General features: G+C 46.8%; 29 protein-coding genes. 8 read left to right on the top strand and 21 right to left on the bottom strand.

Annotated features, from left to right (window positions below; translation table 11 throughout):
* Positions 1–59: 59 nt before the first annotated feature.
* The 9 genes from DYB02_RS19390 to DYB02_RS19345 all read right to left on the bottom strand — a co-directional run bounded on the left by DYB02_RS19390 (position 60) and on the right by DYB02_RS19345 (position 10368).
* Positions 60–1205 carry an AI-2E family transporter gene (locus DYB02_RS19390; protein ID WP_005484213.1) on the bottom strand — a complete coding sequence of 382 codons (1146 nt, stop codon included), beginning with the start codon at positions 1203–1205 and terminating at the stop codon, positions 60–62.
* Positions 1198–1884: a potassium channel family protein gene (locus tag DYB02_RS19385; protein WP_005462716.1), complete on the bottom strand. Its 687-nt coding sequence runs from the start codon at positions 1882–1884 to the stop codon at positions 1198–1200. Before DYB02_RS19385 ends, DYB02_RS19390 begins: the two co-directional genes overlap by 8 nt.
* 16 nt (positions 1885–1900) lie before the next feature.
* The gene (locus tag DYB02_RS19380) at positions 1901–2791 is read right to left on the bottom strand and encodes an efflux RND transporter periplasmic adaptor subunit (protein ID WP_005499907.1); all 891 of its coding nucleotides are present in this window, start codon (positions 2789–2791) and stop codon (positions 1901–1903) included.
* Between the two features lie 12 nt (positions 2792–2803).
* Positions 2804–3007, bottom strand: coding sequence for a DUF1656 domain-containing protein (locus tag DYB02_RS19375; protein ID WP_005462724.1), 204 nt, complete (start codon positions 3005–3007; stop codon positions 2804–2806).
* Positions 3007–4650 (bottom strand): TolC family protein, encoded by a 1644-nt coding sequence (locus DYB02_RS19370; protein WP_025508132.1) that lies wholly within the window; start codon positions 4648–4650, stop codon positions 3007–3009. The genes DYB02_RS19375 and DYB02_RS19370 overlap by 1 nt, the downstream gene beginning before the upstream one ends.
* A 10-nt stretch (positions 4651–4660) precedes the next feature.
* Positions 4661–6835 carry an FUSC family protein gene (locus DYB02_RS19365; RefSeq protein ID WP_029803561.1) on the bottom strand — a complete coding sequence of 725 codons (2175 nt, stop codon included), beginning with the start codon at positions 6833–6835 and terminating at the stop codon, positions 4661–4663.
* 388 nt (positions 6836–7223) lie between these two features.
* Complete coding sequence (locus tag DYB02_RS19355; protein ID WP_029803563.1) at positions 7224–8093, bottom strand: DMT family transporter; 870 nt, start codon at positions 8091–8093, stop codon at positions 7224–7226.
* A gap of 141 nt (positions 8094–8234) precedes the next feature.
* Entirely contained in the window at positions 8235–9203 is a 969-nt protein-coding gene (gene yidZ, locus DYB02_RS19350; protein ID WP_029803564.1) for an HTH-type transcriptional regulator YidZ, read from the bottom strand.
* Positions 9178–10368 (bottom strand): MFS transporter, encoded by a 1191-nt coding sequence (locus DYB02_RS19345; protein WP_025621875.1) that lies wholly within the window; start codon positions 10366–10368, stop codon positions 9178–9180. The genes yidZ and DYB02_RS19345 overlap by 26 nt, the downstream gene beginning before the upstream one ends.
* 132 nt (positions 10369–10500) lie before the next feature.
* Between DYB02_RS19345 and DYB02_RS19340 the strand changes: the two genes are divergently transcribed.
* Both DYB02_RS19340 and DYB02_RS19335 read left to right on the top strand, forming a co-directional pair.
* Positions 10501–10971, top strand: coding sequence for a GNAT family N-acetyltransferase (locus DYB02_RS19340; protein WP_029803565.1), 471 nt, complete (start codon positions 10501–10503; stop codon positions 10969–10971).
* 25 nt (positions 10972–10996) lie between these two features.
* Entirely contained in the window at positions 10997–11452 is a 456-nt protein-coding gene (locus DYB02_RS19335; RefSeq protein ID WP_020838223.1) for a GNAT family N-acetyltransferase, read from the top strand.
* 10 nt (positions 11453–11462) lie between these two features.
* Here the strand turns inward: DYB02_RS19335 and DYB02_RS19330 are convergent, their stop codons facing one another.
* Both DYB02_RS19330 and DYB02_RS19325 read right to left on the bottom strand, forming a co-directional pair.
* A complete protein-coding gene (locus DYB02_RS19330; protein WP_029803566.1) occupies positions 11463–11975 on the bottom strand; it encodes a DUF2799 domain-containing protein in 513 nt (170 codons plus the stop codon).
* A gap of 343 nt (positions 11976–12318) precedes the next feature.
* The gene (locus DYB02_RS19325; RefSeq protein WP_025515279.1) at positions 12319–12993 is read right to left on the bottom strand and encodes a fructose-6-phosphate aldolase; all 675 of its coding nucleotides are present in this window, start codon (positions 12991–12993) and stop codon (positions 12319–12321) included.
* Between the two features lie 214 nt (positions 12994–13207).
* Here DYB02_RS19325 and DYB02_RS19320 point away from each other — a divergent pair, with 214 nt between their 5' ends.
* On the top strand, positions 13208–14137 hold the full coding sequence (locus DYB02_RS19320) for a glycyl-radical enzyme activating protein (RefSeq protein ID WP_029803567.1): 930 nt from the start codon (positions 13208–13210) through the stop codon (positions 14135–14137).
* 2 nt (positions 14138–14139) lie between these two features.
* Positions 14140–16563 (top strand): formate C-acetyltransferase/glycerol dehydratase family glycyl radical enzyme, encoded by a 2424-nt coding sequence (locus DYB02_RS19315; protein ID WP_029803569.1) that lies wholly within the window; start codon positions 14140–14142, stop codon positions 16561–16563.
* Positions 16564–16650: 87 nt separating this feature from the next.
* Here DYB02_RS19315 and DYB02_RS19310 read toward each other — a convergent pair whose 3' ends face one another.
* Positions 16651–17196 carry a TetR/AcrR family transcriptional regulator gene (locus tag DYB02_RS19310; protein ID WP_025788520.1) on the bottom strand — a complete coding sequence of 182 codons (546 nt, stop codon included), beginning with the start codon at positions 17194–17196 and terminating at the stop codon, positions 16651–16653.
* Positions 17197–17294: 98 nt separating this feature from the next.
* Here DYB02_RS19310 and DYB02_RS19305 point away from each other — a divergent pair, with 98 nt between their 5' ends.
* The 3 genes from DYB02_RS19305 to DYB02_RS19295 all read left to right on the top strand — a co-directional run bounded on the left by DYB02_RS19305 (position 17295) and on the right by DYB02_RS19295 (position 18613).
* Positions 17295–17768: an HPP family protein gene (locus DYB02_RS19305; RefSeq protein ID WP_005462762.1), complete on the top strand. Its 474-nt coding sequence runs from the start codon at positions 17295–17297 to the stop codon at positions 17766–17768.
* A gap of 139 nt (positions 17769–17907) precedes the next feature.
* Positions 17908–18123, top strand: a complete 216-nt coding sequence (locus DYB02_RS19300) for a TIGR02450 family Trp-rich protein (RefSeq protein WP_025515273.1) — start codon at positions 17908–17910, stop codon at positions 18121–18123.
* Positions 18124–18235: 112 nt separating this feature from the next.
* Positions 18236–18613 (top strand): PH domain-containing protein, encoded by a 378-nt coding sequence (locus DYB02_RS19295; RefSeq protein ID WP_005499881.1) that lies wholly within the window; start codon positions 18236–18238, stop codon positions 18611–18613.
* A 12-nt stretch (positions 18614–18625) separates the two neighbouring features.
* Here the strand turns inward: DYB02_RS19295 and DYB02_RS19290 are convergent, their stop codons facing one another.
* The 9 genes from DYB02_RS19290 to fliD form a co-directional block, all read right to left on the bottom strand.
* A complete protein-coding gene (locus tag DYB02_RS19290; protein ID WP_005462765.1) occupies positions 18626–18913 on the bottom strand; it encodes a hypothetical protein in 288 nt (95 codons plus the stop codon).
* 96 nt (positions 18914–19009) lie between these two features.
* The gene (locus DYB02_RS19285; protein WP_005478256.1) at positions 19010–20002 is read right to left on the bottom strand and encodes a flagellar motor protein MotB; all 993 of its coding nucleotides are present in this window, start codon (positions 20000–20002) and stop codon (positions 19010–19012) included.
* A complete protein-coding gene (gene motA, locus DYB02_RS19280) occupies positions 20002–20859 on the bottom strand; it encodes a flagellar motor stator protein MotA (RefSeq protein ID WP_005462768.1) in 858 nt (285 codons plus the stop codon). Before motA ends, DYB02_RS19285 begins: the two co-directional genes overlap by 1 nt.
* 10 nt (positions 20860–20869) lie before the next feature.
* Positions 20870–21598, bottom strand: a complete 729-nt coding sequence (lafS, locus tag DYB02_RS19275; RefSeq protein ID WP_005462772.1) for a lateral flagellar system RNA polymerase sigma factor LafS — start codon at positions 21596–21598, stop codon at positions 20870–20872.
* A 12-nt stretch (positions 21599–21610) separates the two neighbouring features.
* A complete protein-coding gene (locus tag DYB02_RS19270; RefSeq protein WP_005462773.1) occupies positions 21611–22111 on the bottom strand; it encodes a flagellar basal body-associated FliL family protein in 501 nt (166 codons plus the stop codon).
* Positions 22112–22134: 23 nt separating this feature from the next.
* Complete coding sequence (locus DYB02_RS19265; protein WP_029803572.1) at positions 22135–23217, bottom strand: flagellar hook-length control protein FliK; 1083 nt, start codon at positions 23215–23217, stop codon at positions 22135–22137.
* Complete coding sequence (locus DYB02_RS19260; RefSeq protein ID WP_005478392.1) at positions 23214–23534, bottom strand: hypothetical protein; 321 nt, start codon at positions 23532–23534, stop codon at positions 23214–23216. Before DYB02_RS19260 ends, DYB02_RS19265 begins: the two co-directional genes overlap by 4 nt.
* Positions 23518–23904 carry a flagellar export chaperone FliS gene (gene fliS / locus DYB02_RS19255; RefSeq protein WP_005462778.1) on the bottom strand — a complete coding sequence of 129 codons (387 nt, stop codon included), beginning with the start codon at positions 23902–23904 and terminating at the stop codon, positions 23518–23520. The genes DYB02_RS19260 and fliS overlap by 17 nt, the downstream gene beginning before the upstream one ends.
* Positions 23905–23923: 19 nt before the next feature.
* Positions 23924–25261 carry a flagellar filament capping protein FliD gene (gene fliD / locus DYB02_RS19250; RefSeq protein ID WP_005462779.1) on the bottom strand — a complete coding sequence of 446 codons (1338 nt, stop codon included), beginning with the start codon at positions 25259–25261 and terminating at the stop codon, positions 23924–23926.
* A gap of 416 nt (positions 25262–25677) precedes the next feature.
* Here fliD and DYB02_RS19245 point away from each other — a divergent pair, with 416 nt between their 5' ends.
* Complete coding sequence (locus tag DYB02_RS19245) at positions 25678–25965, top strand: hypothetical protein (RefSeq protein ID WP_005499873.1); 288 nt, start codon at positions 25678–25680, stop codon at positions 25963–25965.
* The last annotated feature ends 2 nt before the right edge of the window (positions 25966–25967 follow it).

Here is a 25967-nt window from a genome sequence, read left to right as displayed (position 1 = left end):
ACCGCTGCAGGGCAACGGTTTGTTTTATTCGGTCAAAGAGAAGGCATTACCTTGGTAATTTAAATACCGGCACCATGTCCAGATTCTGTTTGTTCCTCTTCTTCTTTGAGTTCAGCCATTTCTTCTTGCTGTTGTGCTTTCTCGATGCTCAACCACCAAACGAACAACTCATACCAAATCGCCAGAATAACTGCACCTAGGAACAGGCCAACGATACCGTAGAAAAGCATACCGCCGATGGCCCCAAGCAGAATCACTGGCATTGGTACGTCTACACCACGGCCCATAAACATTGGTTTTAGTAAGTTCTCAGACAGCGCACCGACAACCGCCCACACGGTAAACATGGTCGCGGTTGTGCTGTCTTGCGTCATGTACATGTAGCCAATCACTGGCAATACGGCAAGCAGCGCAGGAAGCTGAGCGATACACAAAATCATCAGAATCAGAGTAAGCAAACCAGCAGCAGGAACGCCAAACACAAAGAAGCCAGCACCTATCAATAGCGCTTGAATCGCAGCCACACCAACTACGCCCAGCAGCACGCTTTTAATGGTCGCGGCGATAAGCGTTGTCCAGCTTTTCGCGTTTTCGCCAGCGGTGCGGATCGCGATAGTTTGCAGGCCTGATGCCAACGACTCTGAATACGTCATAAAGCCAGCAGCGATAGCCAGTGACAAGATAGACAGCAACAAGCTACCTAACACGCCGCCAACCATACCAAGCAAAGAGGTTAATGCTGACTTGATTTGTGGCATAAAGGTTTGTATTGCTTGCTCTAAGTTAGTCGCAAAGAGCGTCCATACTTCATAAAGTTTGTCACCCACAAGAGGCCAATCAGCAACAGAAGCTTTAGGTCCAGGGATTTTCACCTGACCATTTTGCAGTACGTCCAACGCGTGTGTTGCACCATCCACGATAGAGCCCGACACCATCACTAGTGGCGTTACCAGCAGGGCGATACCCAGCAGTGCGATTGTCGTGGCAGCTAAGCCGCGTCTGCCGCCGTAAGCGCGTTGCAGTTTTTTGGTCAGTGGTAGTAGCGCTACCGCGATGATGGCACCCCAAATCACTGGAAGGATGAAAGGCCTGATGATGTCGTACGTAAACATCAGCAATACGAAGATCAAGCCAATACGTATCGCTGATTCCACCATGTTACTGATGAAAAGCTTACTTTCATTTCTTTCCGATTGTTTATCCATTTTTGTTTACCTGATGATCAATGTTGGAACTGACGAGACTTGAAACAACAATCGCCATATAAAACACACCTGTAATGGCCTCTAAATACACCACGACTTGAGCCAGTGGCGTTAGAGGGCTGATGTCGCCATAACCGAGCGTGGTTAAGGTGACGAAACTGAAATACGCCGCATTGGAGAAGTTCTGCCCCCAAGAAATCGCTTCCATACCGGTAAAGGCTTCAGGCGAGAACTCAAGCAGAATGAGGTAGGCAATCGCCCACATCAGACCAAGCAGCAAGAAAAGCGCGACCGAGCCAATCACTTTGTTGCTGTTGACGTGGCCAGTGAAAAGAATCTGTCTTGCGATGGATTTAAAAGTGCCGAAAAAGAACGCGAAGGTGAGAGCAAGCATCACCACATTCATCTCGCGGATGTTAAAAACGGTCTTGATCACAATCACCAGTACCCAAACACCAAACAGGGTATAGAGGAATCGAGACCACGTTTTGTCAAAGCGAAGGCTGGCAAAACAGACAATGAACGTGAGAACCGTGAACGCCTGCAGTATGTGTTCAATCGTCCCTTCACCCACCACTTGTGCCATCGCACTCCCTAGCAACAAAATCACCAGCGCTAAGGTTAGATAGAAGAAGTTGTTTTCTTCATTAATGTTTTTGAGTTTTTTACCAATGACCATGGTTCTTCTCACTTAGTTACTGTTCATTTTCTGCCGATGAATCTTTCATCACCATAATGGACGCAGAAAGCCCGAATCGAAGATCAACATCTTCAGGAAGCTCTTGGATGGAGATTCGTACCGGAATACGTTGTGCTAAGCGAATCCACTGAAAAACAGGGTTCACGTTTGGAAGAAGGTTGTAACCGACCGTGCCGTCTTTTGGCGCAATACCCCAACCGATAGAGTCAACGGTCGCGTCGATAGGCGTGTCTGGGTGAGACATCAAGGTGACACGTGCTTGGCTACCCGGTTCGATTTGCGCGAGTTGGTTTTCGCGGAAGAAGCCAAATACCCAGAAACTGTTTTTGTCGATCAGTGCGAGCAGCGGTTGGTTTGCGACCGCTTGTGTACCGTTTCGAATATCGAGGTTAGACACAAAACCATCGACGGTCGCATAAACTTTGGTGAAACTGAGGTTAAGGCGCGCTGACTTTAATTGCTCTTCTGCAGATTTGATTTGCAGTAGCGATTCTTCGTAAGCGATTTCACGACGAATCAGATCCTTGTGAGAAACAGCGCCGCGGTCTTTCGCACGAATGTCTTTAAGGCGATCGTATTCGATTTTTTTACCGCGAGAGCTCACGATGGATTTTTCCAACGCCACTTCGGCTTGAGATAGTGCGACTTCGTAAGTGGTTGGGTCGATTTCGAACAGTAAATCGCCCGTTTTCACTTCTTGGTTGTCTTGCACCGAAACATTCACAATTGGGCCAGACACTCGCGGTGCGACCTTGATGACGTTCGCGCGTACTTGGCCATCGCGTGTCCATGGGTTATTAAAATACTCTTCAAATTTTTGATAGCCGAGCCAAGCTGCGCCACCAAGAATGACAAGATTGAGTGCGATTACGAATAGTTTTTTCATCTTGTTTGGCACCTAAAATTGAATATAAAAGCTGTCAATGGCCACAACATAACCTACCATGATGGCAATAAACGTCAGAGACGGAAAAGCGATGAAGCGAGACAAACGTGTCTTGTTCAATATCATCACCGTTATCCACGTTGCCGTGACGGCGAGAAAGAGCACCAGTAGCGTGGGAGAAAAATAAATGTCTCCCCAAGAGAGTTCATGAGGCATTAGAGATCCTCCGTTTTGTTCTTATCGCCGTTTTCCGTCGGTGTTTCGATAGGCAAAGGTGGCAACGTGCGGTTTTCTTCATCCAGATAACCGTCCCAATCGGTACGATCTTGCATCTGCTTGGCGATGGATTCTTCAAGGAATGGTTTCCCCGTTTGTGCCTGCCAGCCGCCGCCCAACGCTTTGTACAGCGCTATTACTTGGTTCGCGACATTGCCTTTAATTTGCGCGTAACTGTCTTCCGCGCGGGTCATTTTTTCGACTGAGTTGAGCAGTCGCTCAAAAGAAATTTGGCCGTTTTCGTACTGCGTCATGGAGATGTTGAACGCACGAATGGAAGAGTTGACCGATTGCAAACGTAAATCTTTTTGCTGCAAATACAGGTCATACGCTTCGATCGCATTGGTCACTTCGTTCACGGCTTGCAGCACTTTTTTGTTGTAGTTGGTCAGCGTTTCTTGGAAACGAGCATCTTCGAAACGAATGTTATTTTTCACGCGTCCGTATTGGAAAATGTTCCAACTGAACGTTGGGCCAACCACCATGGTGAGCGAATCGCTAAAACTGAAACTGCTGCCGTCGGGAACCGTACTGTCGATACCGATGGAGCCGAACAATGAAAAGCTTGGGTACAGAGCCGTTTCCGCCACGCCAATCTGCGCACTTTGCGCGCGAGCTTGCATCTCAGAGACTTGCAAATCCGGACGTCGCATCACTAAGTTCGCGTCCACTTGCGTATCCAACAGCGGTGGACGCGGCACAATGGAGTGCTCGTCGGTGCCCGATAGCGCCGATTTTCTGCCTGTCGATTTGAACTGCGCTTCATAATCAGCAATTTGCTGCGTCAAACCGTCCGATTGCAGCAATTTCTCTACTTCTTCAGGCAGTACACCCAACAGTAAAGCCAGTGCCGTGCGCGACTGCTTCATCGCGACTTCGAGGCTTGGTTGCGCGGCTTTTGTGGTGTAAAGCTGGTTTTTCGCTTGCTGTACGTCTAGCTCTGTTACGTTGCCGGAATCAAACTGAACTTGGGTGATGTGCACAACGCGTTCTTGAATCTCGATATTGCGGCGAGAAAGCAAAATACGTTCTTGGAATGTGCGATAGTTGATGTAATTGCGCGCCACCTCAGCTGTGATGGTGACCATGATGTCGTGATACGACGCGATGGATGCGTAATAACCAGCTTCTGCAGATTCGATACCACGAGCGTATTTGCCCCAAATATCCATTTCCCACGCAGCATCAAACGACAGAGCGGCGTTGTTTACCCCCTGATCATTCACGTAGGCACGCGCTAGATTTCCTGACACGGTTTGAACTTGCGGGTATTGCAAGCCGGTCGAAATGCCAAGTAATGAACGCGCTTGAACAATGCGCAGCCCCGCGGCTTCTATGTCTAGGTTTTGCTCATTCGCCAACTCGACTAATTGATTGAGCGTCGGGTCGTTAAACTGCTGCCACCACTGTTGTAATTGTTGCTCGGATTGCTGCGTATCTTTGGCGGCTTTTTGCACCGACCAATCGCTTGGTAATGGCGTTTGCGGTGGGTGGACATAGTCTGGCCCCACAGTGGTACACGCACTGAGCCCGAGCAGGGAAAGTATGGCGAGGCTTGGTTTGGTTAGTTTTGGAAGCATCATATCCCCACCTTTAAAACCGCTTCTGTTGTAAGTTCACCCAATCGATATCCTCGTAGGTTTGCTTGCAATGCTTGATTGCTTCGAACACGTTCCGTTTTAAATTCAGCAAGATATAAAAACCGGCTATCTCAGAATAAGCGTAGTCAGATAAATCCAACTCACTAAAAAAATCTTCCAGTTTATCTTCGAATGTTTGGTAATCCTGACTGTATTGGTCGAATACGGAGTCGAGTTCTTGTGTTGCTTGGTGGCTGGCTAAAGCGCCCGCCATCAAAGGAATGATGGAATCGCGGTGTTGTTGGCGAAGCTGAGTGATCAGCGGATTGGTCATCAACTTTTTCTCGGCGGCCATTAAGATGTTGATGTGATTACTGAGTACATCACACGCTTTGCTAAACGCGCCAATCGCTTCTGGCGTGGTTTTGTCAAAGTGTTTGTGGTTGATTTTCGACCCCCACACCTTGAGCTTTTTCGATGAAACGTTGAGCGTCACCAAGTGCAAGGCCCGTTTGAGCGGCGTAATAATAGAGCTGGATTGCTTCTGATAGGAGTCAAACAGATCCCGAGTGTGCCTAAAATAGCGCTCTTTTATGGTCAAAAAGAGGTGTTCTGGTCGTGAGCTAAACGGGAAGTAGTGCGCGAAAATGATCATGAACACCACCATGTAGAACAGCAGCATGATCGTCATGAGGATCCCGAAGTGATAGAACATGTTGTTATCTAAACCGAGAACAAACAAGCCCACCATGTAGAAAATCGTCACTGGCCCGTTGAACAGATAAAAGCCGATAAAGGTGTAGATAAAGATGAATAGGCCAAGCTCTAACCCGAGATCCAATTGGGGAAGAATGAAGACGTAAGAAGGCACCGCGAACAAAAAGCCGAAAGTGAACAGCACAAGCAACAAAATCGGGTGCACAGGCACGAACGATAGCAAAGACATAAACATGGTCGAGAAGACCACGAACGAGTAGCCGCCTGGTGGATTGAAATAAATCCAAATCAGTCCTGCAACCCAATAAGTGACAAAGGTTTTGACCGCGGTTTTAAAGTTTTCTGCGTCCCACCATAGAAACTTGCCTTTCGGTTTCGGCAGCGGCACGTCAAAGGAGACATTGTTCGTCACAGAGTCAATGCAGCTAATGCTCTCCGCTAAACGTGACAAGTTTTGATGCATGAGCCCCAAGAGGTGCCCCAGCATAAGCGCAGAGCCTTTCTCTAGGTGCGCTGCGTCTTCAAGTAACGCTTGGTTGTATTCGACTTTGAACTCTTGAGCACGAAAAGCGGGCTCTTTTTCGTCCCAGACCTGTTGGCAGGTATCAAATAGCGCGTCAATTTCCGCAACGGCTTGATCAAAGTTGCTGATGCTTTCACGGTCTTGCTGGTGGCTAAAGTGGCTGTGTGCCGCGACGGTCAATTGTTGCGTTACTTGCTTGTTCAAATGAACCGCCAAGCGCCACTCTTTCATGTAGGCCGACACGTCGCTGCATTCCACACTGACTGTGGAAAAACGCTGTTCGAGCGCATTTTGGGCGGCAAACATCTGTTCGATAAGAGAATCCACGTTAGGTTGTGGCTCTTCAGCTTCTAGATTTTCTTCTCCCTCTTCTTGAGGAGAGACTTGCCTCGCCGATTTTTGCTCGAAATTTTGCAAGACAGCGGTGAACAACGCGCGTTGTGCTTGGTTGAGTTGTTCGATGAGCTGTCTTAGGTTTTGTTCTGTTTTGGTCGGGAATAAGAAAGTCCCCACGAGTGTGTAAACCACCACCCCAAACACCGTCATATAAGCGCGGTCAACGCCATAAAGAAACGCACCTTCTGCGTCACCGCCATTGGACATCATCAGCGTCATGACGCCGGTCAGCATGAGTAGCGTTGGATCTTTTTGGTAGGCATTACGGAAGTAAAAAATGAAAGAGACCACAACCGACACGCTCAGCATGTACAGCAAGCGGTCTTGAGCAAACAATCCCACCAGTAACAAGCCAACGACGGCGCCAACCAACGTACCGAACACGCGTAAGGTACCTTTGGCGAGAGATTCACGACGACTGCCTGTGGATGCAATCAGCATCACTGTGGTTGCGGCCGTCGATGCTTGCGGCCAACCCATGGCAAACGGGATCAGATAAGCCAGAGTCAGGCTAAGCGATACTTTAATAGCGAATTTTATTTTGTCGTTCATAGTGTCAAAGTTTGCTCAGGCTTATCGTTATAAGTTGATGAATTTCTTATGTGAATAATCAGAATCTTGTTCTGAATAAATTCGGGGGGCGGAATATAGCGGGTGAAAAAGTGTGCTTTGTAAACCCTTTGTCAAAACACAAAGTGCGTATTTGGCTCGATCTCGCGCTAGCCCTTGGCGTTATTGACGAAACGCCTAAAACGAGCAAAATCGCGATCTGTGACGATTCTCACTTTTGAAACAAAATCGTCGTGTTGTGTGAGCCAATTCTCACCTTATATCCTTCGCCTGATACTAAAGCAGGCCACTCGTACCATCTGCAATGAGCTTTGCTGCTTTAAAAAGCATAGATGATGAATGGGTATTTGAGAGGGAAAGTTATTACTTTTTATCGGCTTGCCGGTTGTTTGCTTGTTTTTTTGGATCGAGATAAAAAAACCAAAGCGATACCACCAAGAATGATGCCACTGGTTAAAAGTGTATGCAGTGAAAGAGACTCGTGGAGTACGACGGTACCTAACAGCAAAGCAATGGCTGGCACGGAAAGTTGGCTGACGGCGGCTTGAAGTAAAGATAGCTTGCGCATGACTTGATACCAAAGCGTATACCCAAGGCCAGATGCAATGGCGCCAGACGTGATAGCGAGCAAGATTCCGCTCAAAGAGAGATGGATTGAGGACAGCATCAATGGCGATAGCAGTATGCCAATCATAGATGCAGCGATAAATCCCCACGTGATGCCACTACTTGGAGAAGGCGCTTGTTTGCCGAGCGCAGTAAACGCAGCCCAACAAACGCCAGAAATCAACATGAGAAGTGCAGAACTGATATCGGGGCGAGTGGTTGATGGCAACATTAACCAAGCAAAGCCAACAATCGAAAGGCCGATACCGATGATTTCGAGAAATTGAAAGCGCTCACCTTGCCACCAATAGATGGCCAGTAACGTCAGTTGCACGGCACCAAACAAAAGCAAAGCACCGGTTCCTGTCGCCAGTTGTAAGTACGCGAAAGAGAAAAGGGCAGCGTAACCAAATAAAGCAACGCCAGCAAAAAAGCGAAAGCGAGAAGTTGGCCGATCGGTTTTCCACTGACCTCTCACGACAAGCAATGCGATTAAGGTAATCGCACCGGATATCAATCGAACGAGAGTGAAGCTTCCTGCATCAATAAACCCTTCGGCCAATGCAAGTCGGCACAATAATGAATTGGCGGCGAACGCCAGCATCGTAATAGCAGTGAGTAAAAAGGTCGACATCCTTGGCCCTTAACGCAGAAATATGGACTGAGTGTAGCGTCAAACGACCTTTTTCATTAGTTGATAAAGTGATTAGTTATAGCTGTCAGAGCGAGAAAATCAGCAAAAATCACCAGAGAAAACCTGACCTTAGCCTAAGTGTTACTGTGGTAGGGGAGGTTGTTCAAACAATGACTTGATGGTGTTTTTCAACCATAGCAATTTGGGATTGTACGCATTGCGTTTATGCCAAATCATGGTAAATGGAATCAGTAATTTGTCTTGTTGAGCTTGGTCTAACGGAATTGGCAAGCACACCAAATCGAGATGCAGCTTTTCTGTGTAGCTTTTGCAATAGTGCGGCGCGGTGGTGATCATGCCATGCGTCGGCTGCGCAGCCATAAAAAGGGATTGCTCAAAGTTGGACATCGTCAGCCCGATAGAGCGTTGTCGCCCTAGCTCCGTTAACACTTCATCCAACGCCCAAGTTTCACTTTTTTCCCAAACAATATTGATGTGTTGGTAGCTCAGAAAGGTCTCGAGATTCCACTCTTGCTGTAATGCCGGATGATCTTTATGTAAATACACCATCGGCAGGTCATAAAATAGAATCTCAAAATCCAAGAAATACGGCAGAAGATCCAACGACTCTTTCGATCTCGGGTGACTTTCTCGGCCGGTAAAACCGATATCCGCCTCGCCTCGAATGATGGCGTCGAGTGAATCGTAATCCCAGTTACTGGTTTTTACTTTCGCTTCAGGGTATCGCTGGTGGATAGCGACGATGAGCCTGTCCAGCACCGTGAGCACTAATGGCGACTCGATCGTGATATCAAAACGTACTCCTTTCGGCGTAATATCGCTGCGTTTTTCTACAATCTGGCTGCCAATTTGCAGCCATTCTGCAAGATCTTGCTCCATGCTTTGCGCCAAAGGCGTTGGCGCAAGACCTTTAGGTGTTTTGACAAACAAAGGATCATCGAACCAATGACGAAGTTTGTTGAGCGACTTACTTACGGTAGAGGGCGTAACGTTCAGCTTTTTCGAGGCTTTCGAGACGCTTTGCTCTTGCAGCAATAATTGCAGAGTGAACAGTAAGTTTAAATCAAGTCGCGCTAGGGATTTCTTCATAATGGGTATCGTGAACAGGCTTTGGAATCAATAGTATTAGAGCAAGGCTGATTACGCTACCTAACACTAAGATAAACACCAACATATTCAGTGCACTAACGCCGATGAAACCCATAAACCAAATATAGAACGCTGAACTACAAACTTGAGCAATGCCCAGTAGTGAGCTCGCCACGCCAGCTTGTTGAGAGAATGGGCTGAGCGCTTGGCTCATGGCCACGCCAAAGCCACAAGCGAAGCCAGCGCAAATCAGCCCAAGTCCGAATACATAGTAAAGAGATTGTCCATCATGGAAATGGGCAGCACTGAGCACGATGGCTGCACAAGCGAGCAATACTTGAGAGGTCATCATTAAGGTTCGCTGCTTAAAAATCCCCAATGCCAATGGCGCCGAGAACGAAATCAACATACTGATCGTCGCAGTCCCTGCCATGATGGAAGAATAGCCACCGCGATCAAAACCAAGCATGCTCATCACGACAATTGGTGAAGCGTTAACAAAGGTCAGGATGGTGGTCACTCCAAGTGCAGTAATGATCAGTCTACTGATAAAAAATCGCTCGAAGAAAGTCTCTTGATGGATCTCTGGCGCTGTCTGTTCTTCACCTTGTTGGCTGGGTAGTGATTCCTTGAGAACAAAAATGGCCAATACACTGACGAGAATGCCCATTCCTGCCATTGTGGTAAACAAACTCGGCCAAGGAAATTTCAGCATAATCAAGTGACCAATCACGGGTGCGATCACTGGAATGATACAGGTGATGCCATTGAGCATCGACAATACTTTCGCGCGGCGTTCATCGTCTAGCGTGTCGCGTAAAATCGCGAACGCGACGACATAGCAAGATCCAGCCCCGATGCCTTGGCAAAAGCGAGCAATCAAAAAAGTGTTTGGCTGTTCAGCCATTCCGCCGAGAAAAGATGCGAGCACAAAGATCATCGCGCCGACGACGGCAACAGGCTTTCGTCCCACAGAGTCTGCAATTTTCCCCGCGAATAACATGGTGGTAGCCATGCCAGCTAAATAGATCGAAAACGCAATATGCAACTGTGATTCACTGGCGTTGAGATCTGACGCAATTTGAGGCAAACCAACAAGATACAAATCAATGGCAGTAGGGTAGAGTAAAACGAGTGCAAAACTACAAAGTAAAAAACGGGACATGGAAACCTCTCTATCGAATGGCGAGGATAATAGAGTGCTAAACGTTTGCCTGCGAGTGGGAAATACGACACTAGGTATTTCTATTTACGACATACCCTGTATGAATTGAGCATAAAAACAACAAGGAAGATTATGATTACTATTGAAAAGTATTCGCCTGAGCGACATGAACAAACTTGCGAACTTAGCGTGCTAGAAGAGCAATCGCAGTTTACGGTCGCGGATGTGGGTGAAATGCTTACACGTCTTGAACCCACAGAGCTTCCGCATCTGATTCTGGCGGACGATGACGTGGTTGGCTTTTTTCTATTTGATGCAGCTTACAGCGAGAAATACGATTTTTGCCCGAAAAACAGTTTAGGCGTGCGTTCTTTGCTGGTGGATCACCGTCATCAAGGCAAAGGCATCGCCAAGCAAGCCATTCAACAGTTTGCCGATTTCGCCAAACGCCATTATCCCGAGTTTGAGGCGCTTTATCTCACCGTGAATTGCCGCAACATACCTGCTTATCAGTGCTATTTAAAATCAGGGTTTGAAGATACCAATGAGCTTTACCACGGCGGCCCCGTTGGACCGCAGTACATTATGAGACAACCGCTTTAACTAGGAAAACACCAAGGATGGAAATATGAGAATTGAAATCGACAATTTAGAACGGCCGCAGGTGATTGCGTTGTTGGAAGAGCATTTACAGGACATGTACGCTACATCGCCACCAGAGAGCGTGCATGCGTTAGATGTAAGCAAGTTGAAGCTGCCTTCAATCACGTTTTGGACGGGCTGGGATGGTGAGCAGCTATTGGGATGTGTGGCAATGAGCCAACTAGAAGATGGTCACGCAGAGTTGAAATCGATGCGTACGACGCCGTCGGCGAGAAAACAGGGCGTGGCATCCCGCTTACTCAATCACGTGATTGAGCAAGCGAAACATCAGGGGATACAACGTCTAAGTTTGGAAACTGGGTCGATGGCATTTTTTGAACCTGCGCATCGCCTATATGAAAAACATGGCTTCGTGTACTGCGAGCCGTTTGGCGACTATCAACCTGATCCAAATAGCCGCTTTATGACCCTAGCGTTGTAGCCCGTCGCAACTAAAAGTTAAAGTAGTAATTAGCTCCTGGCGAGATGAGTGATGCACGCTCACGTGCCAGTTGTTTTCTTCTCTCTCTAATGCGCTTCGCGTTGTCTTTATCTAAGTTTGCATCCAATTGATGATCAAGGCGTGATATCTCCGCATCTAACGCGTTAATGCGTTGTTGACGCTGATATTCTTGATGGCCTAACTGATAGTTTTTAAGGAAAAGATCGTTAGAGCAAACGCCATAGTAGGTTTTTCCTTCTACACCCACCGTGTAACCATTGTCTGGCGAACAGTAAAGAATAGTGCCTTTATCAAAACCGTCTTGCCACTCAACGTGATTTGGCGTTACGCCTGCTTCGCGACAGTCTTTAATGTATTCGTACAAAACGTTTGGGTTGTTGCCTGAGCGGCCATCTTGGTAGCCGACGCGATACCAATCTGCGGTTTGGCATTGTTCTGGCGACATGCTGCTACAACCAGAAAGTAATGCAAACATGGCAAAGAGAAGCGCAATGCGTTTCATGAAGTGGATTCCTTGTTACTGCGTTAGGTTCGCTGATTATAAATGAACAGTGTTCATTTATAATAGATAAAATTAATAATTACCGACTTATTGATGCGTTGAGATTGTGAGTTTGTCGGCTTGAAGCAAAAATTTTTTGCTTGTGGAACGAGCGTTTTTCGTCAGTAGTGATGTTACGAATAGAGTAGTTTGCGTGAAGGTTGAGGCGAGATTAGTGGTGTGGGAATCTCTTCGTAAGCCGCATCTATAAACAGTTGCCTGCGCGAATGTTACTTTTTCTCAGAGATTCCCATATCAAAAGCCCCTCGATCGAGGAGGAACGGGACTTTCGATAATTTTATGTTTAACTTTCAAATGAAAGTTTGTTGCCAAACGTGGATTTCCAGTCTTTGTCAAATTGATCGACAGCCGGCTGAACTGCTGGATGAGAAAACATCTGCGCGGCCACATCGACAGGTAAGGTGATCGCTTCAATACCTAACTTCATCACTTCCATCGCTTGTTGGGTATTCTTAAAACTCGCTGCCAAAATTTTTGCAGGCAGTTGGTTTTGATCCAGTAGCAATTGCAGGTCTGCGACCACTTCTACACCGTTTCCGTTCATCGCATCAATACGGTTCACATAAGGCGCAAGATAGTCAGCGCCACACAATGCCGCAAGGAAACCTTGCTGAGCAGAGTAAATAGCAGTGGCGAGTACTTGAATTCCCTCTTTTTTCATTAACTTAATTGCCGCTAAGCCCGTTTCGGTTGCTGGCACTTTAACGACCATATCATAGGGTAATTCTTGGATTTGGCGCGCTTCTTCTACCATGCCTTCTACAGTTGTGCTCACCACTTGAGCATGGAAACGGGGTGTGCCCCCTAACGCTTCTTGCATGCCAGCTAAGGTTTGGTTCAAGCCTTGTTTTGACTTCGCCAAAATACTTGGATTTGTGGTTACCCCTTTCAGAGGTAGGCATTGGTTAAAGCGTTTTACTTCTGCCACGTCAGCAGTATCTAAATAGAGTTCGATCATGGGTTCTACCTTATACAAAATCTTCGTTTTGATGATGGGATCACTATAGATCTGACAATCCGCTGAGATCTTGATTTCGATCAATTGAAATTTCAATTGAAACTATAATAATTTCATAAATCGAAAGTTAAGTGGCAATATTTCATTATCAAATGAAGCTTTCAGAAAAAGAAAAGCGTGAAAAGTAGAAGAGCAAACCAAGAGGCGGACAGCAATGTATTTCAATATTCAGAGGTTCTCGACCCACGATGGTGATGGTATTCGCACCATTCTGTTTCTGAAGGGATGCAGTCTGTCCTGTCCTTGGTGCCAAAACCCAGAAAGCCGCAGTGCAAAGCACTCTCTGCTGTTTGATGAGCGCAGTTGTATGGCGGACTGCCAGCTTTGTGTGTCGGCTTATAAACAAACCGTAAACGGCGACATGGCAAGCGATGGTATCCGACACATTGACGATCAAATCATCATCAATCGAAAAGCCATGAGCGAGGCGCAGATCATAGCGCTGCGAAACGTATGTCCAACACAAGCGCTCAGCATATGTGGAGAAGCGGCGAAATCGGACGACTTGTTTGAAGTGTTGATGAAAGACAAGCCTTTTTACGATCAAAGCCAAGGTGGCGTGACGTTTTCTGGTGGCGAGCCGCTGATGCAGCCAAATCTTGTGGCAGAACTTGCCGAACGTTTGCATCAAAACCATGTGTCTACGGCGGTGGAGTCGTGCATGCATGTTCCGTGGAAAAACGTAGAAAAAGTCGCGCCGTATATTGATTGCTGGTTAGCGGATCTTAAACACACCGACGAAGAAAAGTTTCTCTGCTGGGCGAAGGTATCGTTAAAACGCATCAAAGACAATTTTAGAAAATTGGCACCAATTGCGAAACGCATTGTGATTCGTATTCCGGTTGTGCCGGGCTTCAATGATACCATTGATGAGCTCAAAGCGATCATTGATTTCGCAGCTTCATTAGAAAGCTGTCAAGAACTTCACTTGCTGCCGTATCACACCCTCGGCATCAATAAATACCGTTTGCTCGATATGCCTTACGAGTGTTCTGACAAACCATTAAATAATCCAGAACTGCTAGAAAACGCAATGCAATACGCAAGCGAACATACTCAACTTAACGTGATTGTTAGAGGTTAACCATGGACCTACATACCCTTCCAGAGCGAATCAAAGCCCACAAATCGGCACTGGTCAACATCGTAACGCCGCCTATCTGTACCGAGCGCGCAGAGGCTTACACTCGGGCGTATCAGGCAAATGAAGACAAACCTGTGATTGTGCAACGAGCGCTGGCGCTACAAGAGCACTTACGCACTCGTACCATTTGGATTAAGCACGACGAGCTGATTGTAGGCAACCAAGCGAGCAAAGTACGCGCTGCGCCGATCTTTCCTGAATACACGGTGCGTTGGATTGAAGCGGAAATCGACGAACTGGCCGACCGACCTGGGGCTGGTTTTGCGGTAAGTGAAGAGGACAAACAAAGCATTCACGCCATTACGCCATACTGGCGCGGTAAAACGGTTCAAGATCGCTGCTATGGACTCTTTACCGACGAGCAGCAAGAGATCTTAGCCAGCACCATCATTAAAGCCGAAGGCAACATGACTTCGGGCGACGCGCACCTTGCTGTGGATAACGAAAAAATCCTGAAGATCGGTATGAACGGTCTGCTGGATGAGGTTCGTCAGCATCGCGCTAATAACGACATGTCGACGTATGAAGGGTTGAAGAAAGCGCAGCTTTATAAGTCCGTCGAAATTGTCTTGCTTGCGATTCAGGAGCACATGGTGAGTTACGCCGATCTCGCTCTGGAAATGGCACAAAACGAAACGCGACCAGAGAGGAAAGCGGAACTGGAGACAATCGCAGACAACTGTCGTCATGTGGCTTTCCATGCGCCAACCAACTTCTGGCAAGCTCTGCAACTGAGCTATTTTGTGCAGTTGATGTTGCAAATTGAATCGAATGGCCACTCTGTTTCATTCGGTCGGATGGACCAGTTCCTAAACGACTACTACGTGCGTGATCTTGAAAGTGACGCGATGAACAAAGCGTTCGCCCTTGAGTTATTGCAAAGCTGTTGGTTGAAATTGCTTGAAGTAAACAAGATTCGCTCTGGTGCGCACTCAAAAGCATCGGCAGGTTCTCCTCTGTATCAAAATGTCTGTATCGGTGGTCAAAAGCTGAATGAGAATGGAGAACCTGAAGACGCCGTAAACCCGCTATCTTGGGCGATTTTAGAGTCTTGTGGTCAGCTACGTTCCACGCAACCGAACCTGAGTGTTCGCTATCATGAAGGTCTGAATCAAGAGTTCTTGATGGGCTGTATTGAAGTGATCAAATGCGGATTCGGTATGCCTGCATTCAACAACGATGAAATCGTCATTCCAGAGTTCATCAAGCTAGGCGTCGAGAAAGCAGACGCTTACAACTACGCGTCTATTGGCTGTATTGAAACCGCTGTTCCAGGCAAATGGGGTTACCGTTGCACGGGCATGAGCTTTATTAATTTTGCGCGTATTTTACTGGCTGCGCTTAACGAAGGTGTGGATGCAACGACGGGCAAAGCCTTCTTGCCGCATGATAAGTCGCTAGCAAAAGGTAACTTCGAGAGCTTTGAGCAAGTCACCGCTTCTTGGGCGGAGCAAATTCGCTACTACACACGTAAATCGATTGAGATCGATACCGTAGTCGACAGTGTGCTTGAGCAGCAAGCGCAAGATATTTTCTGCTCATCGCTGGTGGATGACTGTTTGGCGCGCGGTAAAACAGTAAAAGAAGGTGGAGCGAAATACGATTGGGTATCTGGCCTGCAAGTGGGTATCGCCAATTTGGGTAACAGTTTGGCGGCGATCAAACATTTGGTGTTTGAAGAAGCACAAATCAGCCAAACGGAATTGGCAAAAGCATTAGAAGAAGACTTCGATGGTATTGAGAACGAACAACTTCGCCAACGCTTAATCAACTTCGCGCCAAAATACGGCAATGACGACGATTATGTCGACCAATTGCTGGCCGATGCTTACCAAGTTTATATCGATGAGTTGGCGCAATTTGTCAACACACGTTATGGGCGCGGTCCAATTGGTGGCGGCTACTACGCGGGAACATCGAGCATCTCTGCCAACGTGCCATTTGGCGCATCCACGATGGCAACACCAGATGGTCGAAAAGCGAAAACGCCACTGGCAGAAGGCGCAAGTCCAGCATCGGGCTCTGACCGTTTGGGACCAACGGCGGTGTACAACTCAGTCGGCAAAATTCAAGCCAATAAAATCTTGGGTGGTGTGCTGCTTAACCAGAAGTTAAGCCCAGCGGCTGTCGCTTCAGAAGGAGATAAGCTCAAGCTTTCAATGTTGATTCGTACCTTCTTTAATCACCACAAAGGTTGGCATGTGCAGTACAACATCGTCTCTCGTGAAACCTTGCTGGCAGCGAAGAAGAACCCTGAGCAATATCGTGACCTTGTCGTACGAGTTGCGGGCTATTCAGCCTTCTTTACCGCGCTGTCACCTGACGCGCAGGATGACATCATTGCCCGTACTGAACACGAGTTGTGATGGTCTCAACCCCTGTTAATGCAGAAGGCACCGATAGGTGCCTTTTTGTTTGAATACTTAATTAGCTAATTACTACGCCTGAACGCATTACAGCTTGCGCAAAATTTCCACGCATTTCTTTGTGACGTCGTCGTACTCTTTTGTCATGTAAGCGGTAGTGATGGCACCTTCTTTCATGATGCAGATGGCATCGAGTAATGATGTGTTGTCTGATTTGAGATAGCGTTGAATTAGCTCACGAACCTGTTGTTTATGGTGGCGGCAATACGTTGCGATCTCGCCGCTGTCGTCACTGAATTCGGCGGACGTGTTGATGAAGAAACAGCCGCGAAACTCGCCCAATTTTTCCTCAGAACCATGAAACCAGCCGTTAAGCGCGGTAAACAACTGGTCGATTACGTCTGTACTCGATTGTGCTGATGACAGTTTTTCCTCTAGCCACGCCATGAAGATTTGGTGGCGTTGTTCTAATGCGGCGAGGATGAGCGCTTCTTTGCTCTCAAAATGGCTGTACAGCGTGCGTTTAGCCACGCCAGAAACTTTAAGGACTTCATTGATGCCAATGGAGTTGATGCCCTGTTTGTAAAACAGTGACAACGCGGTGTCGATCAATAACTGTTTCTTTTTGTTCATAACTACGTCCTCAAAAAGTTCTACAAACACATATTGACAAAGGTAGACAGATTTGTCTATTTTAGTTTGTAGACAATTCGGTCTACTTTGAGGTGTTTATGAATAATTTAATTTTATCTTTGGTCGCGGGGCTTGGTGCGACATTGGCTATTGGTGTGTTGTCTTACGCCGAGGTATCTCTTACTGAGGTTGTACTTCTCATGGCTCCATTTGGTGCTACTGCGGTGTTGGTGTTTGGGGTGCCTAGCAGCCCTCTCGCTCAACCAAAAAACGTGATCATTGGTCACTTCATTACGGCATCTATCGGTATTGCGTTTAGCCAATACGTTGAGATCACGCCAATAACCCTCGCAATTGCGACTGGGTTAGGTGTGTCAGCGATGCTGATTACGAAGACAACGCATCCACCTGCGGGTGCAAATCCTATCTTGATCATGGCATCTGGGCAGGGGTGGAGCTTTCTGTTCACGCCAGTACTGATCGGCGCGGTGGTGATTGTGCTGGTTGGTAAGGCTTTGCAGTTGCTACAGAGTCAGTACTTAAACCCTCGTTTGAACGGTCAAAAGACCTAAGTGGATTGCAAGTAAGGCCGCATTGGGGGATGACCTCTTTTGCGGCTTTTCTCTTTCGTGGATGCTTAAAAATAAAATCTGATTCTCTCTTGGTATTCAGTCGTATACATAAAGATGATAGCTAAATTGGTATACCGCGATGAATAGAATTCACCCAAAGAAACTATTGCACAGCAAATGGACGGCGACGTCACCTAAAAATAAAGAGAAGCACTTTGTGGTAACTGAAATGGAACTGGATGAAGACGGCAATGTTGTGAAATGTGTCATTGAAGCCGTTATGAGTAAACGTGAGCAAAAGATGAACTGGCAAGATCTGAAAGACCCAGAGTTATGGCGGCAGGGTTGGAAGTAATTTGGGTTTTGCAGTAGATGAATCAAGCAAAAACGGTTGAGGTGGATAGGCAAAATCGGTGTGGTCTGATACGTTGAGAAATTCGTTTTTCAGCCTAATTAAAGGACGACTCATGATCGACTTCGATAACTCCTCTGTGTTCAAGCTTAAGCCTATTGACGTTTCCAAAGTCAGAGATGATTTCCACAAATTTTTGATTGATGGTGAGACCATTTTCGCCGCTTTTAAAACCGTTCGTGACCAAGTGGTGTTTACCAACAAACGAGTGATTGCGGCGAATGTGCAAGGGATTACGGGCTCAAAAGTGGATTACACGTCGCTGCCTTACAGTAAGATCAATGCATTCTCTATTGAGACTTCCGGCACGTTTGATCTCGATTGCGAAATTGAGTTTTTCTTAAGTGAAGTGGGACGAGTTCGGTTTGAAATTAAAGGCTCATTTGACCTCGTTGCGTTCAATCGTATGATCAGTGAACGCGTGCTTGATTAGGTTATGGCGCTCTTAAACCAGAAAAAAAAAGTAAAGGAAGCAGACAAAAGCGAGCAACGTTGCTGATAACACTGGGTAGATGATGTATGAGTCTTGCTTGTTGGTTCGTTGAAAACACAACGACACAAGCAGAACATTGTAAACCACGAGCAGCAGGCTGATCATGGTGCCACTGTTTAGGTTGAGGCTAGAGAGTTGGGTAAGAAAAAACGCCAATAATAAATAGTCGAAGATGATTAGCCACAAAAAGGCTTTCTTCAACACATCACGTCTTTTTGTGTCGGGCATTGGCTCGTGCATATTGAACTCTACTAAAAGTCACGGCAATTGGATTAGGGATTAAAAAGGTCACCAGCTGGGCGAGGTGACCTTTGTGGTTTATGGCGTTGACAAGCGTTATAGTGCTTGGATTTTCGCTTCTTGTTTTTCTGCGTCCGCCGAGTAACGGATCACTTCTTGTCGAATAACGGGTTGGTTAAATTCCGCTTTTTGTTTCGCTTTTTGCAGCTCGCTGTCATCTTGATTGCCAAATAAGGTCTCAAGCACTTTTGCTGCTGGTGTTGTCAGAATAAACAGTTCGATTCGACGGTTTTCGCTTGAATCTGGCTCATCTGGGTTCAGCAACGCTCGATCTGACATGCCAGTAACTTGCATGACGCGATCATCAGGCATTCCGCCTTCAACCAGCGTTTTTCTCGCCACATCAGCACGCGATGCCGACAGCGCCCAGTTCGACTGACGACCAAAACGTTTCTTAAACGGAATCGCATCGGTATGACCACTGATGATCAATGGGTTGGTTACTTGCTCGAAAAGAGGGGCAAGTGCCAACAGTAAATCTTCAAAAAATGGCGTAAGCTCGGCTCCACCACGACTGAACATGTGCTGTTTGTAATCGTCTTGCAACACGATACGCAAGCCTTGTGGTGTCACAGTAACGTTGACGTTTCCTTGCGCGTTGATCTGCGCGGTCATCTCTTCGATAACTTTTGCCAGAGCAGCAAGTTGCTCTTGGGTGTCGAAGGTGCCAGGAACTAGAGAGTTAATTTCTGGACCATCACCGTCACCTTGAAAATAAGAGCTCACAACGTGATTGGAATTGTGTTTACTTGGCACAGAAGAGTCCTGTGCCAAGTCGATAGGAGAGATACTTTGTGAGGTATCAAATGGATTGCCGTAACTCTTGTCGAACACGCTTGAGCTATGCAAGTGGGCAACAATCGCTTTACGCTCTTCTTTATCCACCACTTGCATGACCCAAAGCACAAGAAACAGCGCCATTAGGGCGATCATGAAGTCAGCAAACGCGACTTTCCACGCGCCGCCATGAGGTTCGTCATGGCCGTGAGCTTTGGCACGTTTGAACACTACATGCTCTTGTTTTTGCATTATCCCTCCTGTTCAGCTAACCACTTCTCCATTTGGTTGAATGTTGGTTTGATGTCTAGCTGAATGTGTTTACGGCCAGCGTCGATGGCGAGCAATGTTGGCTTTTTAGCGACGTAAGCAACGAGCGTTGCGCGTACGCATTCAAAAGCGGTCATATTACGTTTCACTCGCTGAGCCATGGCGTTACTTAGTGGATCTAGACCACAGTAACAACCAAAAATACCAATGAATGTACCTACAAGGGCAGCGGCTACGTGATAGCCAATGAGCGCAATAGAACCATCTATGGCTTGCATTGTGATGATGATGCCACCAACTGCGGCAAGAATACCGAAACCAGGTAGTGCTTCTGCGGTACGCTGTAATGAGCGTGAAGGCAGCAGCAGTTCGTTCTGGATAGCTTCGATTTCTTGTTCTAACAGTCCCTCTAATTCATGAGGCGACATTTGTCCCATCGCCATTAAACGTAAATTATCAGTAATGAACGAAATCAGACGATGATCCTCAGAAACTAGCGGGTACATCAGGAAGATAGAGCTTTGTTCTGGTGCTTCGATGTGAGAATCCAAAAACTTGAAACCACGGCTACGCGCTGTTTCTAGCAGGTTGTTTAATAGCGCCATCAGCTCCATGTAGTACTCGTACTCTTCAGTTGGACCTTTGATGGTTGCTGGCACTTGTTGGCGCATCTCTTTCAGCACGTGTGGTGGGTTACCAATAATGAGAGAACCCGCTGCCGCGCCGATGATGATCAGAAATTCTGCTGGTTGCCAAATTGCACCTAGCTTACCGCCAGCCCACATGTATCCGCCGAAGACACACACAAGGATAGTGAGGACTCCTAAAAACTTTTGCATCTTGTGACTCCTAAGAGGACATTAATTGGTTGAGTTGTTTCAGCGCTTGTTTATGAAGCTGACAAATTCGAGGTGGCGTCAGATCCAAGACGAGGGCTATTTCGTGTAAATTGAGTTCGTGTTGATAAAACAGCGTCAGTAGCAATTGATCTCGCTTTGACAGTCGGCCTAGTGCGCTGTCTAAGCTACGACGAATGTGCTCGTGCTCCATGCCGTCGTATTGCCCACCAAAGTGGCTGTCGGTGCTGTTTTCCATCAGTTGATCGAGACTTTGCATTTCACCTGCAAGCGCCGCGTTTTGACGGTTGTAATAATCTTGCTCGTCGGTGCCGAGAGCTTTGATGATTTCTGAGTCCGTTGGCATGCGACCTAACGAGCGGGTGAGGTCACGAGTGACGTCGTTAAGCTCATGGGCTTGCTGACGTGTCTTACGTGAGCGCCAGTCTAAACGGCGCAGCTCATCTAAGATCGCGCCACGTACGCGGCAAACCGCAAATGCCGGGAAGTGAGTATCGTCAATGTCTCCATAACGACGTCCTGCTTCAACCAGCGCGATAAGACCAATTTGCTGCATATCTTCGATACTGCAATGGGAAGTGGCATGAACGCGAAGTTGGTTAACTACGCGTTTCACCATCACTTGATGACGTTGCAAAAGTGCGTTTTCATCAATCGGGCGTGATGGTGTGTTCACTTCCTCTGGTGCGGTGTACGTTTCTTGAGGGTTCATGTCTAACATGGTTGTGCTCCGTTATTGCACAACGTATTTCGTCAGCAGTACATCATCGATATCACGCACGATGTCAGTCTTCGCAAAGGCTACCAACAGCGTTTGCTTCACTTCGTTTTGCAGAATATCGATCGCGCCTGTCTGTTGCAGTTCATCGAAAGTTTTGTCGCTAAACAGCTTCAAAAGCGAGTTTTGAACCATTGGCATGTAGTTATCGATGTCTTTAATACGTTCTGGTCGACGGGTCTCAATAGCCAGCTCTAGCATGACAAAGTGCGTCTGTTTCTTGCCTTTAATGCTCAGTACAACTTTGTCTAGAGGGTGAAAGCTTGGGCCTTTGCTGGTTGGTTGTTCAGTCACAAGAAAAGACAAAGGAGAGTTCTCAAGCAGTGAGCTGGTTTCACCTGAATCTTGTGCCTGTTTATTGAGATACCAAATACCACCCATGATGGTGGCGGCCGAAACGAGGGCGCTGGTGATGATCATGGCGATAAACATGGCGATCATTTGTTGTTTGGTCATAACCTTTTTCCTCGATGACTAACTTAGGCTTGAGTGTTCAGCCAGTGTTCTGAATAGTTTGTTGTTGTATTGGATTGAAATGCGCTGGACTCACGTGCAGCGAAAATTGTGGTGTCTTCGTCATTCATCTGTTGTTGATGGCGCTCTTGACCTTGGTCGGCACCTACATTGACATCAACATGGACGAAGTTTTGTTCTTGTAGTTCAGTGCGTAAGCGTTCCGATACTTGCATCAAGGCTTCACGTGTTGCCGCCGTGTTTGCGTTGATCTGTACGCTCAATCGATCTCCCTCAACACGAACGAGTAAATCCAGTTTGCCTAGATCGGGCGGGTCGAGACGTATTTTCGCTTCCTGAACACTTTGCTGTGCTTGCAAGGTGACTCGGTCATGCAGCACCTGCATCATCTGCTCGCCCCATTTGCCTGCACTTGTGTCCACTTTCACTGCTGCCCACTCTGAGCCTTGCGTATGAGCATGAGCTACTGTCGCAGCGCTCACTGCTTGAGCGGACGGAGCAGAAGTTTGAACGTTCAGTGGTGCAGTCGTTGCTTGCCCTTGCGCTGGTTGGTTCAACAATGCTTGAAAGTCTACGGCAGAGGTATTCACGCGTGCATTCGCAGAAGCTGTTTGGCTAATTTGAATATCTTGTTGTTGCGGTGATGTGTTTAACAAGGCATTAGCTTGCGCTGGGCTTGTTGTTTTTGCTTCACCTTTTACTTCCAACGGATTGACTTTGTTGAACGACGCAACCGATTTCTCAGCCATGTTTAGCATGCCTTGCGTCAAGGTTTGCGCTTGCGCTGCAAGGTCTGGTGTTTCAGTTGGTGTTGTTGCACTCAGAAGAACATTCATTCCTGTGGTGTCAACAGCAGCATTTTCTTCCGTTGTTGCAGTTGTCGCCTCTTTGCGCTCTTCACTTGAGAAAGTTTGTGCAGCAAGGCGAAAGCTTGATACTGCTTGCTCTGATAATGCTGCGGATTGATTCAGAGGTGTTTGCCCTGAAGCACTGCGTTGCGAAAAGCCTTGAACGTCTTTTGCTTGCGTGATTCGGCCTTCTGAAGATGAAGTGGCATTTGACGATGGCAGTGAAGAAGAAATCATCATTGTGTCATCTCCATTGTCATCGCTAGTTGATATGCCATGGCACGCTCTTGTTGATCGTTCGCCATGTTCATCTCTTTTTTGAGCTCACCAGTGGCTTTCTCTAATGCAGCAAAAGCATCCGCGTGCACGGATTTAGCACGCTGAATCTCAGGTGCTAATTTGGGATCTTTCAAAAACGGCTTATGACTGATAAGCAGCTCTCGAAGTTGCAAATCATGGCGTTTTAGCGCGTGCCAATCCGCCGTCTTAGTGGCGAATTGGATTAGCTGAGATAAGTGACGGAATCGCTCTGGCGACACTTTATGCTTGTTGTCCAAAATTCATCCAACCTTCACGAATATTACCCATTACACGTTCGACGTTCATTAAACGGTCAGCGTCATTTTGTACGCTTGCGTAGTACAGTTCGACTTGACAGAAGTCGTACAGTTGGCGCAAGTTCTCTGCAATTTCGCCACCATTTTCGTCATCAAGGGCACTGGTTAATCCAATTAAAATGTTCATACATTTATTGATGCCAGCGCCTTTCTCTGCCAAACGCTTCGCAGCAAGATGGCCGCGAATGCGTTCAATTTCATCGAGTAAGCCATCAATAAGCATAATGACAAGTTGATGAGGGTTTGCTGCTGCCGCTTGAGCATCGAGGTCGACTTGTTGGTATGAGTCGTAACCGGAGTCCATAAGCATGAGATCTTCTCCTAAAGCCTTAGCCAAACATTGACATGGTTTGGTTCATTTGGGTCATTAATGTATTCATTTGAGTGAATTGTTTTAGGTAACGCTTGTACGACATGTCGTACTTACGTTCTAAAGTGGTTTGTTTGTCTGAGAGGCGATCTAAGTTTGCTTGCAGCGCTTCTTTACGAGATTTGAACGCACCAGAAGAAAATTTAAGGAATGGTTCGGCCATGGCATCCATTGAGTCAAGTAATGCACCGTCGCCATTGAACATTGCTTCTAAGCCTGCGCTATTGTTTTTTTGTGCCTCTGCAAATTTTTCTTGGTCCACTTTCAATTTGCCATGGCGATCCAACGTTACGCCTATTTCGCTTAAGCGCATGCCGCCGTGCTCGCCTCGGACAAGGCTTGATAGTTGGCTTTCAATTGAGCGCATGGTTGGGTCGCTAGCTAGCACACCGCGTTTTTTATCTTCACTACCGATTTGTGTGTGTTCATCAATTGTAGATATCAATGTGTTGTAGGCGTCTACGAACTTGTTAAGCTGCTCTTTGGTTGCTTCGTCATCAGCGCCGATACCTAAACCAATCGCGGTTTCTCCAGAGGTCTGAGCCTTGGTTACGGTAATGTCTACGCCATCGATAACACCTTCAAACGTATTGCTCGAGTTAGTGAGTTTTAGACCAGTTTTCTCTGCACCCAACCAGATCACGGCATCTTGGGGGGCACTGATTTGACTAAGGTTTGTGAATGCATCTTCAAACCACGCTTGGCCTGTGCCCGTTGCGGACACGTTGATTTGGTTAGCGACGCCGGTTTCAGTGCTTGAAAGCATGAAGTGAGTCTGACCATTTGAGCGTACCAAGGTTGCGTTTACACCTGGGTTATCACTGTTGTTATTGATCGCTTTCGTTAGGTCACTCACCGTCGTTACACCATCACCGTCGGTATCGACCGTTGATAGATCAATCGTCATTGTTTTACCGTTGATGGTGAACTCAAGATTTCCTGTTTTTGGGATTTCAGTGGTTGCGTCTAGATCTGCTGGCATTCCAGTAGAAACTTGGTGTGACGTTGCTACTTGCTCGACGAATATCTGATAACTACCCGATAGAGCCTTAGCGTCTGCATTTGCAGTAAAGTAGCCTTCTTGAGAGATGGAGGTGGAGTTTTTAATGATGCTGTTTGTGCTGCTGTTCATTTCGTTGAGCGCAGTGCGGAACTCACGCATGGCACTCTCAACTTTACCCAGAGCAGATAGCTGAGATTGATACGTATTGGTTTGCAGTTGGTAGCGTTGTTTAAAAGGTTGAATTTCGATCTGCGCGAACTGGGCTGCAAAGGTTGCTGGATCTATTGAACTCACGAGCTTACTCCCTCTCTCATTGGTAATTAGCGTAACTCTATGCCTTGAAAGTATGTCTTATCGCAAGATACGTGCCTAACTTAAATATGCTTGCAAAACATTGACTTGCGATACTATTTAAATTTGAGAGGAAGTAGATTTTCCACCTTATGTGTTCCGCCTTCCTCTCGAAAACATCTAGTGTTTCCCTATAAGACAAGGCGACTAAAAAGCTGAAAATATTTAATTCATTTTAGGAATGTGACGTGTTGATTAAGCCGTTAATAAAGCGCTGCTTTAGGTGTTTCCTGCTATGTAAATAGGACTATTCCTACAGAGGAAGTACATCGATTTTTGGTATCTTTTAACTCGGCATATTTTGGTGTTTTAGCGCACCTTACCAACGTCAGGCTATCACTTAGAAAAGAACGACAGAAATGAATGAATTTGTTTTACGGCTGATGAAATGCGCTCGATCTTACGAGACATTTATTAGTGCTAAGTTACTGAGCAAACAAAATATTAATGCGGATGAATTGGCCAGTATCCAGCAGGAAGCGATATCCACTTTCCCTGAGTTAAAAACTTATCAACAAGGACAGGGAAGCGAGACAGTTGAATTGGAGCTATTTAACAAAGTACTTCACAACATGATGCGAAAAATAGGCTTTAGGGTTCCTGAAGAGCAATGCGGGAATACAAGCTCTATTTATATACGTAGGTGATA

Source organism: Vibrio parahaemolyticus, assembly GCF_900460535.1.
GTDB lineage: Bacteria > Pseudomonadota > Gammaproteobacteria > Enterobacterales > Vibrionaceae > Vibrio > Vibrio parahaemolyticus.
This window is presented reverse-complemented; position numbering and strand designations above follow the sequence as displayed.

What these genes read in the sequence shown, in the direction of transcription:
- DYB02_RS19335 (WP_020838223.1), top strand. Translation starts at nt 10,997, where the DNA reads ATGAGAATTGAAATCGACAATTTAGAACGGCCGCAGGTGATTGCGTTG.
- DYB02_RS19330 (WP_029803566.1), bottom strand. Translation starts at nt 11,975, where the DNA reads ATGAAACGCATTGCGCTTCTCTTTGCCATGTTTGCATTACTTTCTGGT.
- lafS (WP_005462772.1), bottom strand. Translation starts at nt 21,598, where the DNA reads ATGTTAGACATGAACCCTCAAGAAACGTACACCGCACCAGAGGAAGTG.
- DYB02_RS19370 (WP_025508132.1), bottom strand. Translation starts at nt 4,650, where the DNA reads ATGATGCTTCCAAAACTAACCAAACCAAGCCTCGCCATACTTTCCCTG.
- DYB02_RS19380 (WP_005499907.1), bottom strand. Translation starts at nt 2,791, where the DNA reads ATGAAAAAACTATTCGTAATCGCACTCAATCTTGTCATTCTTGGTGGC.
- DYB02_RS19290 (WP_005462765.1), bottom strand. Translation starts at nt 18,913, where the DNA reads ATGCACGAGCCAATGCCCGACACAAAAAGACGTGATGTGTTGAAGAAA.
- DYB02_RS19305 (WP_005462762.1), top strand. Translation starts at nt 17,295, where the DNA reads ATGAATAATTTAATTTTATCTTTGGTCGCGGGGCTTGGTGCGACATTG.
- motA (WP_005462768.1), bottom strand. Translation starts at nt 20,859, where the DNA reads ATGCAAAAGTTTTTAGGAGTCCTCACTATCCTTGTGTGTGTCTTCGGC.
- DYB02_RS19385 (WP_005462716.1), bottom strand. Translation starts at nt 1,884, where the DNA reads ATGGTCATTGGTAAAAAACTCAAAAACATTAATGAAGAAAACAACTTC.
- DYB02_RS19375 (WP_005462724.1), bottom strand. Translation starts at nt 3,007, where the DNA reads ATGCCTCATGAACTCTCTTGGGGAGACATTTATTTTTCTCCCACGCTA.
- DYB02_RS19320 (WP_029803567.1), top strand. Translation starts at nt 13,208, where the DNA reads ATGTATTTCAATATTCAGAGGTTCTCGACCCACGATGGTGATGGTATT.
- DYB02_RS19390 (WP_005484213.1), bottom strand. Translation starts at nt 1,205, where the DNA reads ATGGATAAACAATCGGAAAGAAATGAAAGTAAGCTTTTCATCAGTAAC.
- DYB02_RS19325 (WP_025515279.1), bottom strand. Translation starts at nt 12,993, where the DNA reads ATGATCGAACTCTATTTAGATACTGCTGACGTGGCAGAAGTAAAACGC.
- DYB02_RS19310 (WP_025788520.1), bottom strand. Translation starts at nt 17,196, where the DNA reads ATGAACAAAAAGAAACAGTTATTGATCGACACCGCGTTGTCACTGTTT.
- DYB02_RS19295 (WP_005499881.1), top strand. Translation starts at nt 18,236, where the DNA reads ATGATCGACTTCGATAACTCCTCTGTGTTCAAGCTTAAGCCTATTGAC.
- fliS (WP_005462778.1), bottom strand. Translation starts at nt 23,904, where the DNA reads ATGCTTATGGACTCCGGTTACGACTCATACCAACAAGTCGACCTCGAT.
- DYB02_RS19285 (WP_005478256.1), bottom strand. Translation starts at nt 20,002, where the DNA reads ATGCAAAAACAAGAGCATGTAGTGTTCAAACGTGCCAAAGCTCACGGC.
- DYB02_RS19340 (WP_029803565.1), top strand. Translation starts at nt 10,501, where the DNA reads ATGATTACTATTGAAAAGTATTCGCCTGAGCGACATGAACAAACTTGC.
- DYB02_RS19245 (WP_005499873.1), top strand. Translation starts at nt 25,678, where the DNA reads ATGAATGAATTTGTTTTACGGCTGATGAAATGCGCTCGATCTTACGAG.
- DYB02_RS19270 (WP_005462773.1), bottom strand. Translation starts at nt 22,111, where the DNA reads ATGACCAAACAACAAATGATCGCCATGTTTATCGCCATGATCATCACC.
- yidZ (WP_029803564.1), bottom strand. Translation starts at nt 9,203, where the DNA reads ATGAAGAAATCCCTAGCGCGACTTGATTTAAACTTACTGTTCACTCTG.
- DYB02_RS19300 (WP_025515273.1), top strand. Translation starts at nt 17,908, where the DNA reads ATGAATAGAATTCACCCAAAGAAACTATTGCACAGCAAATGGACGGCG.
- DYB02_RS19355 (WP_029803563.1), bottom strand. Translation starts at nt 8,093, where the DNA reads ATGTCGACCTTTTTACTCACTGCTATTACGATGCTGGCGTTCGCCGCC.
- DYB02_RS19345 (WP_025621875.1), bottom strand. Translation starts at nt 10,368, where the DNA reads ATGTCCCGTTTTTTACTTTGTAGTTTTGCACTCGTTTTACTCTACCCT.
- DYB02_RS19265 (WP_029803572.1), bottom strand. Translation starts at nt 23,217, where the DNA reads ATGATGATTTCTTCTTCACTGCCATCGTCAAATGCCACTTCATCTTCA.
- DYB02_RS19365 (WP_029803561.1), bottom strand. Translation starts at nt 6,835, where the DNA reads ATGAACGACAAAATAAAATTCGCTATTAAAGTATCGCTTAGCCTGACT.
- DYB02_RS19315 (WP_029803569.1), top strand. Translation starts at nt 14,140, where the DNA reads ATGGACCTACATACCCTTCCAGAGCGAATCAAAGCCCACAAATCGGCA.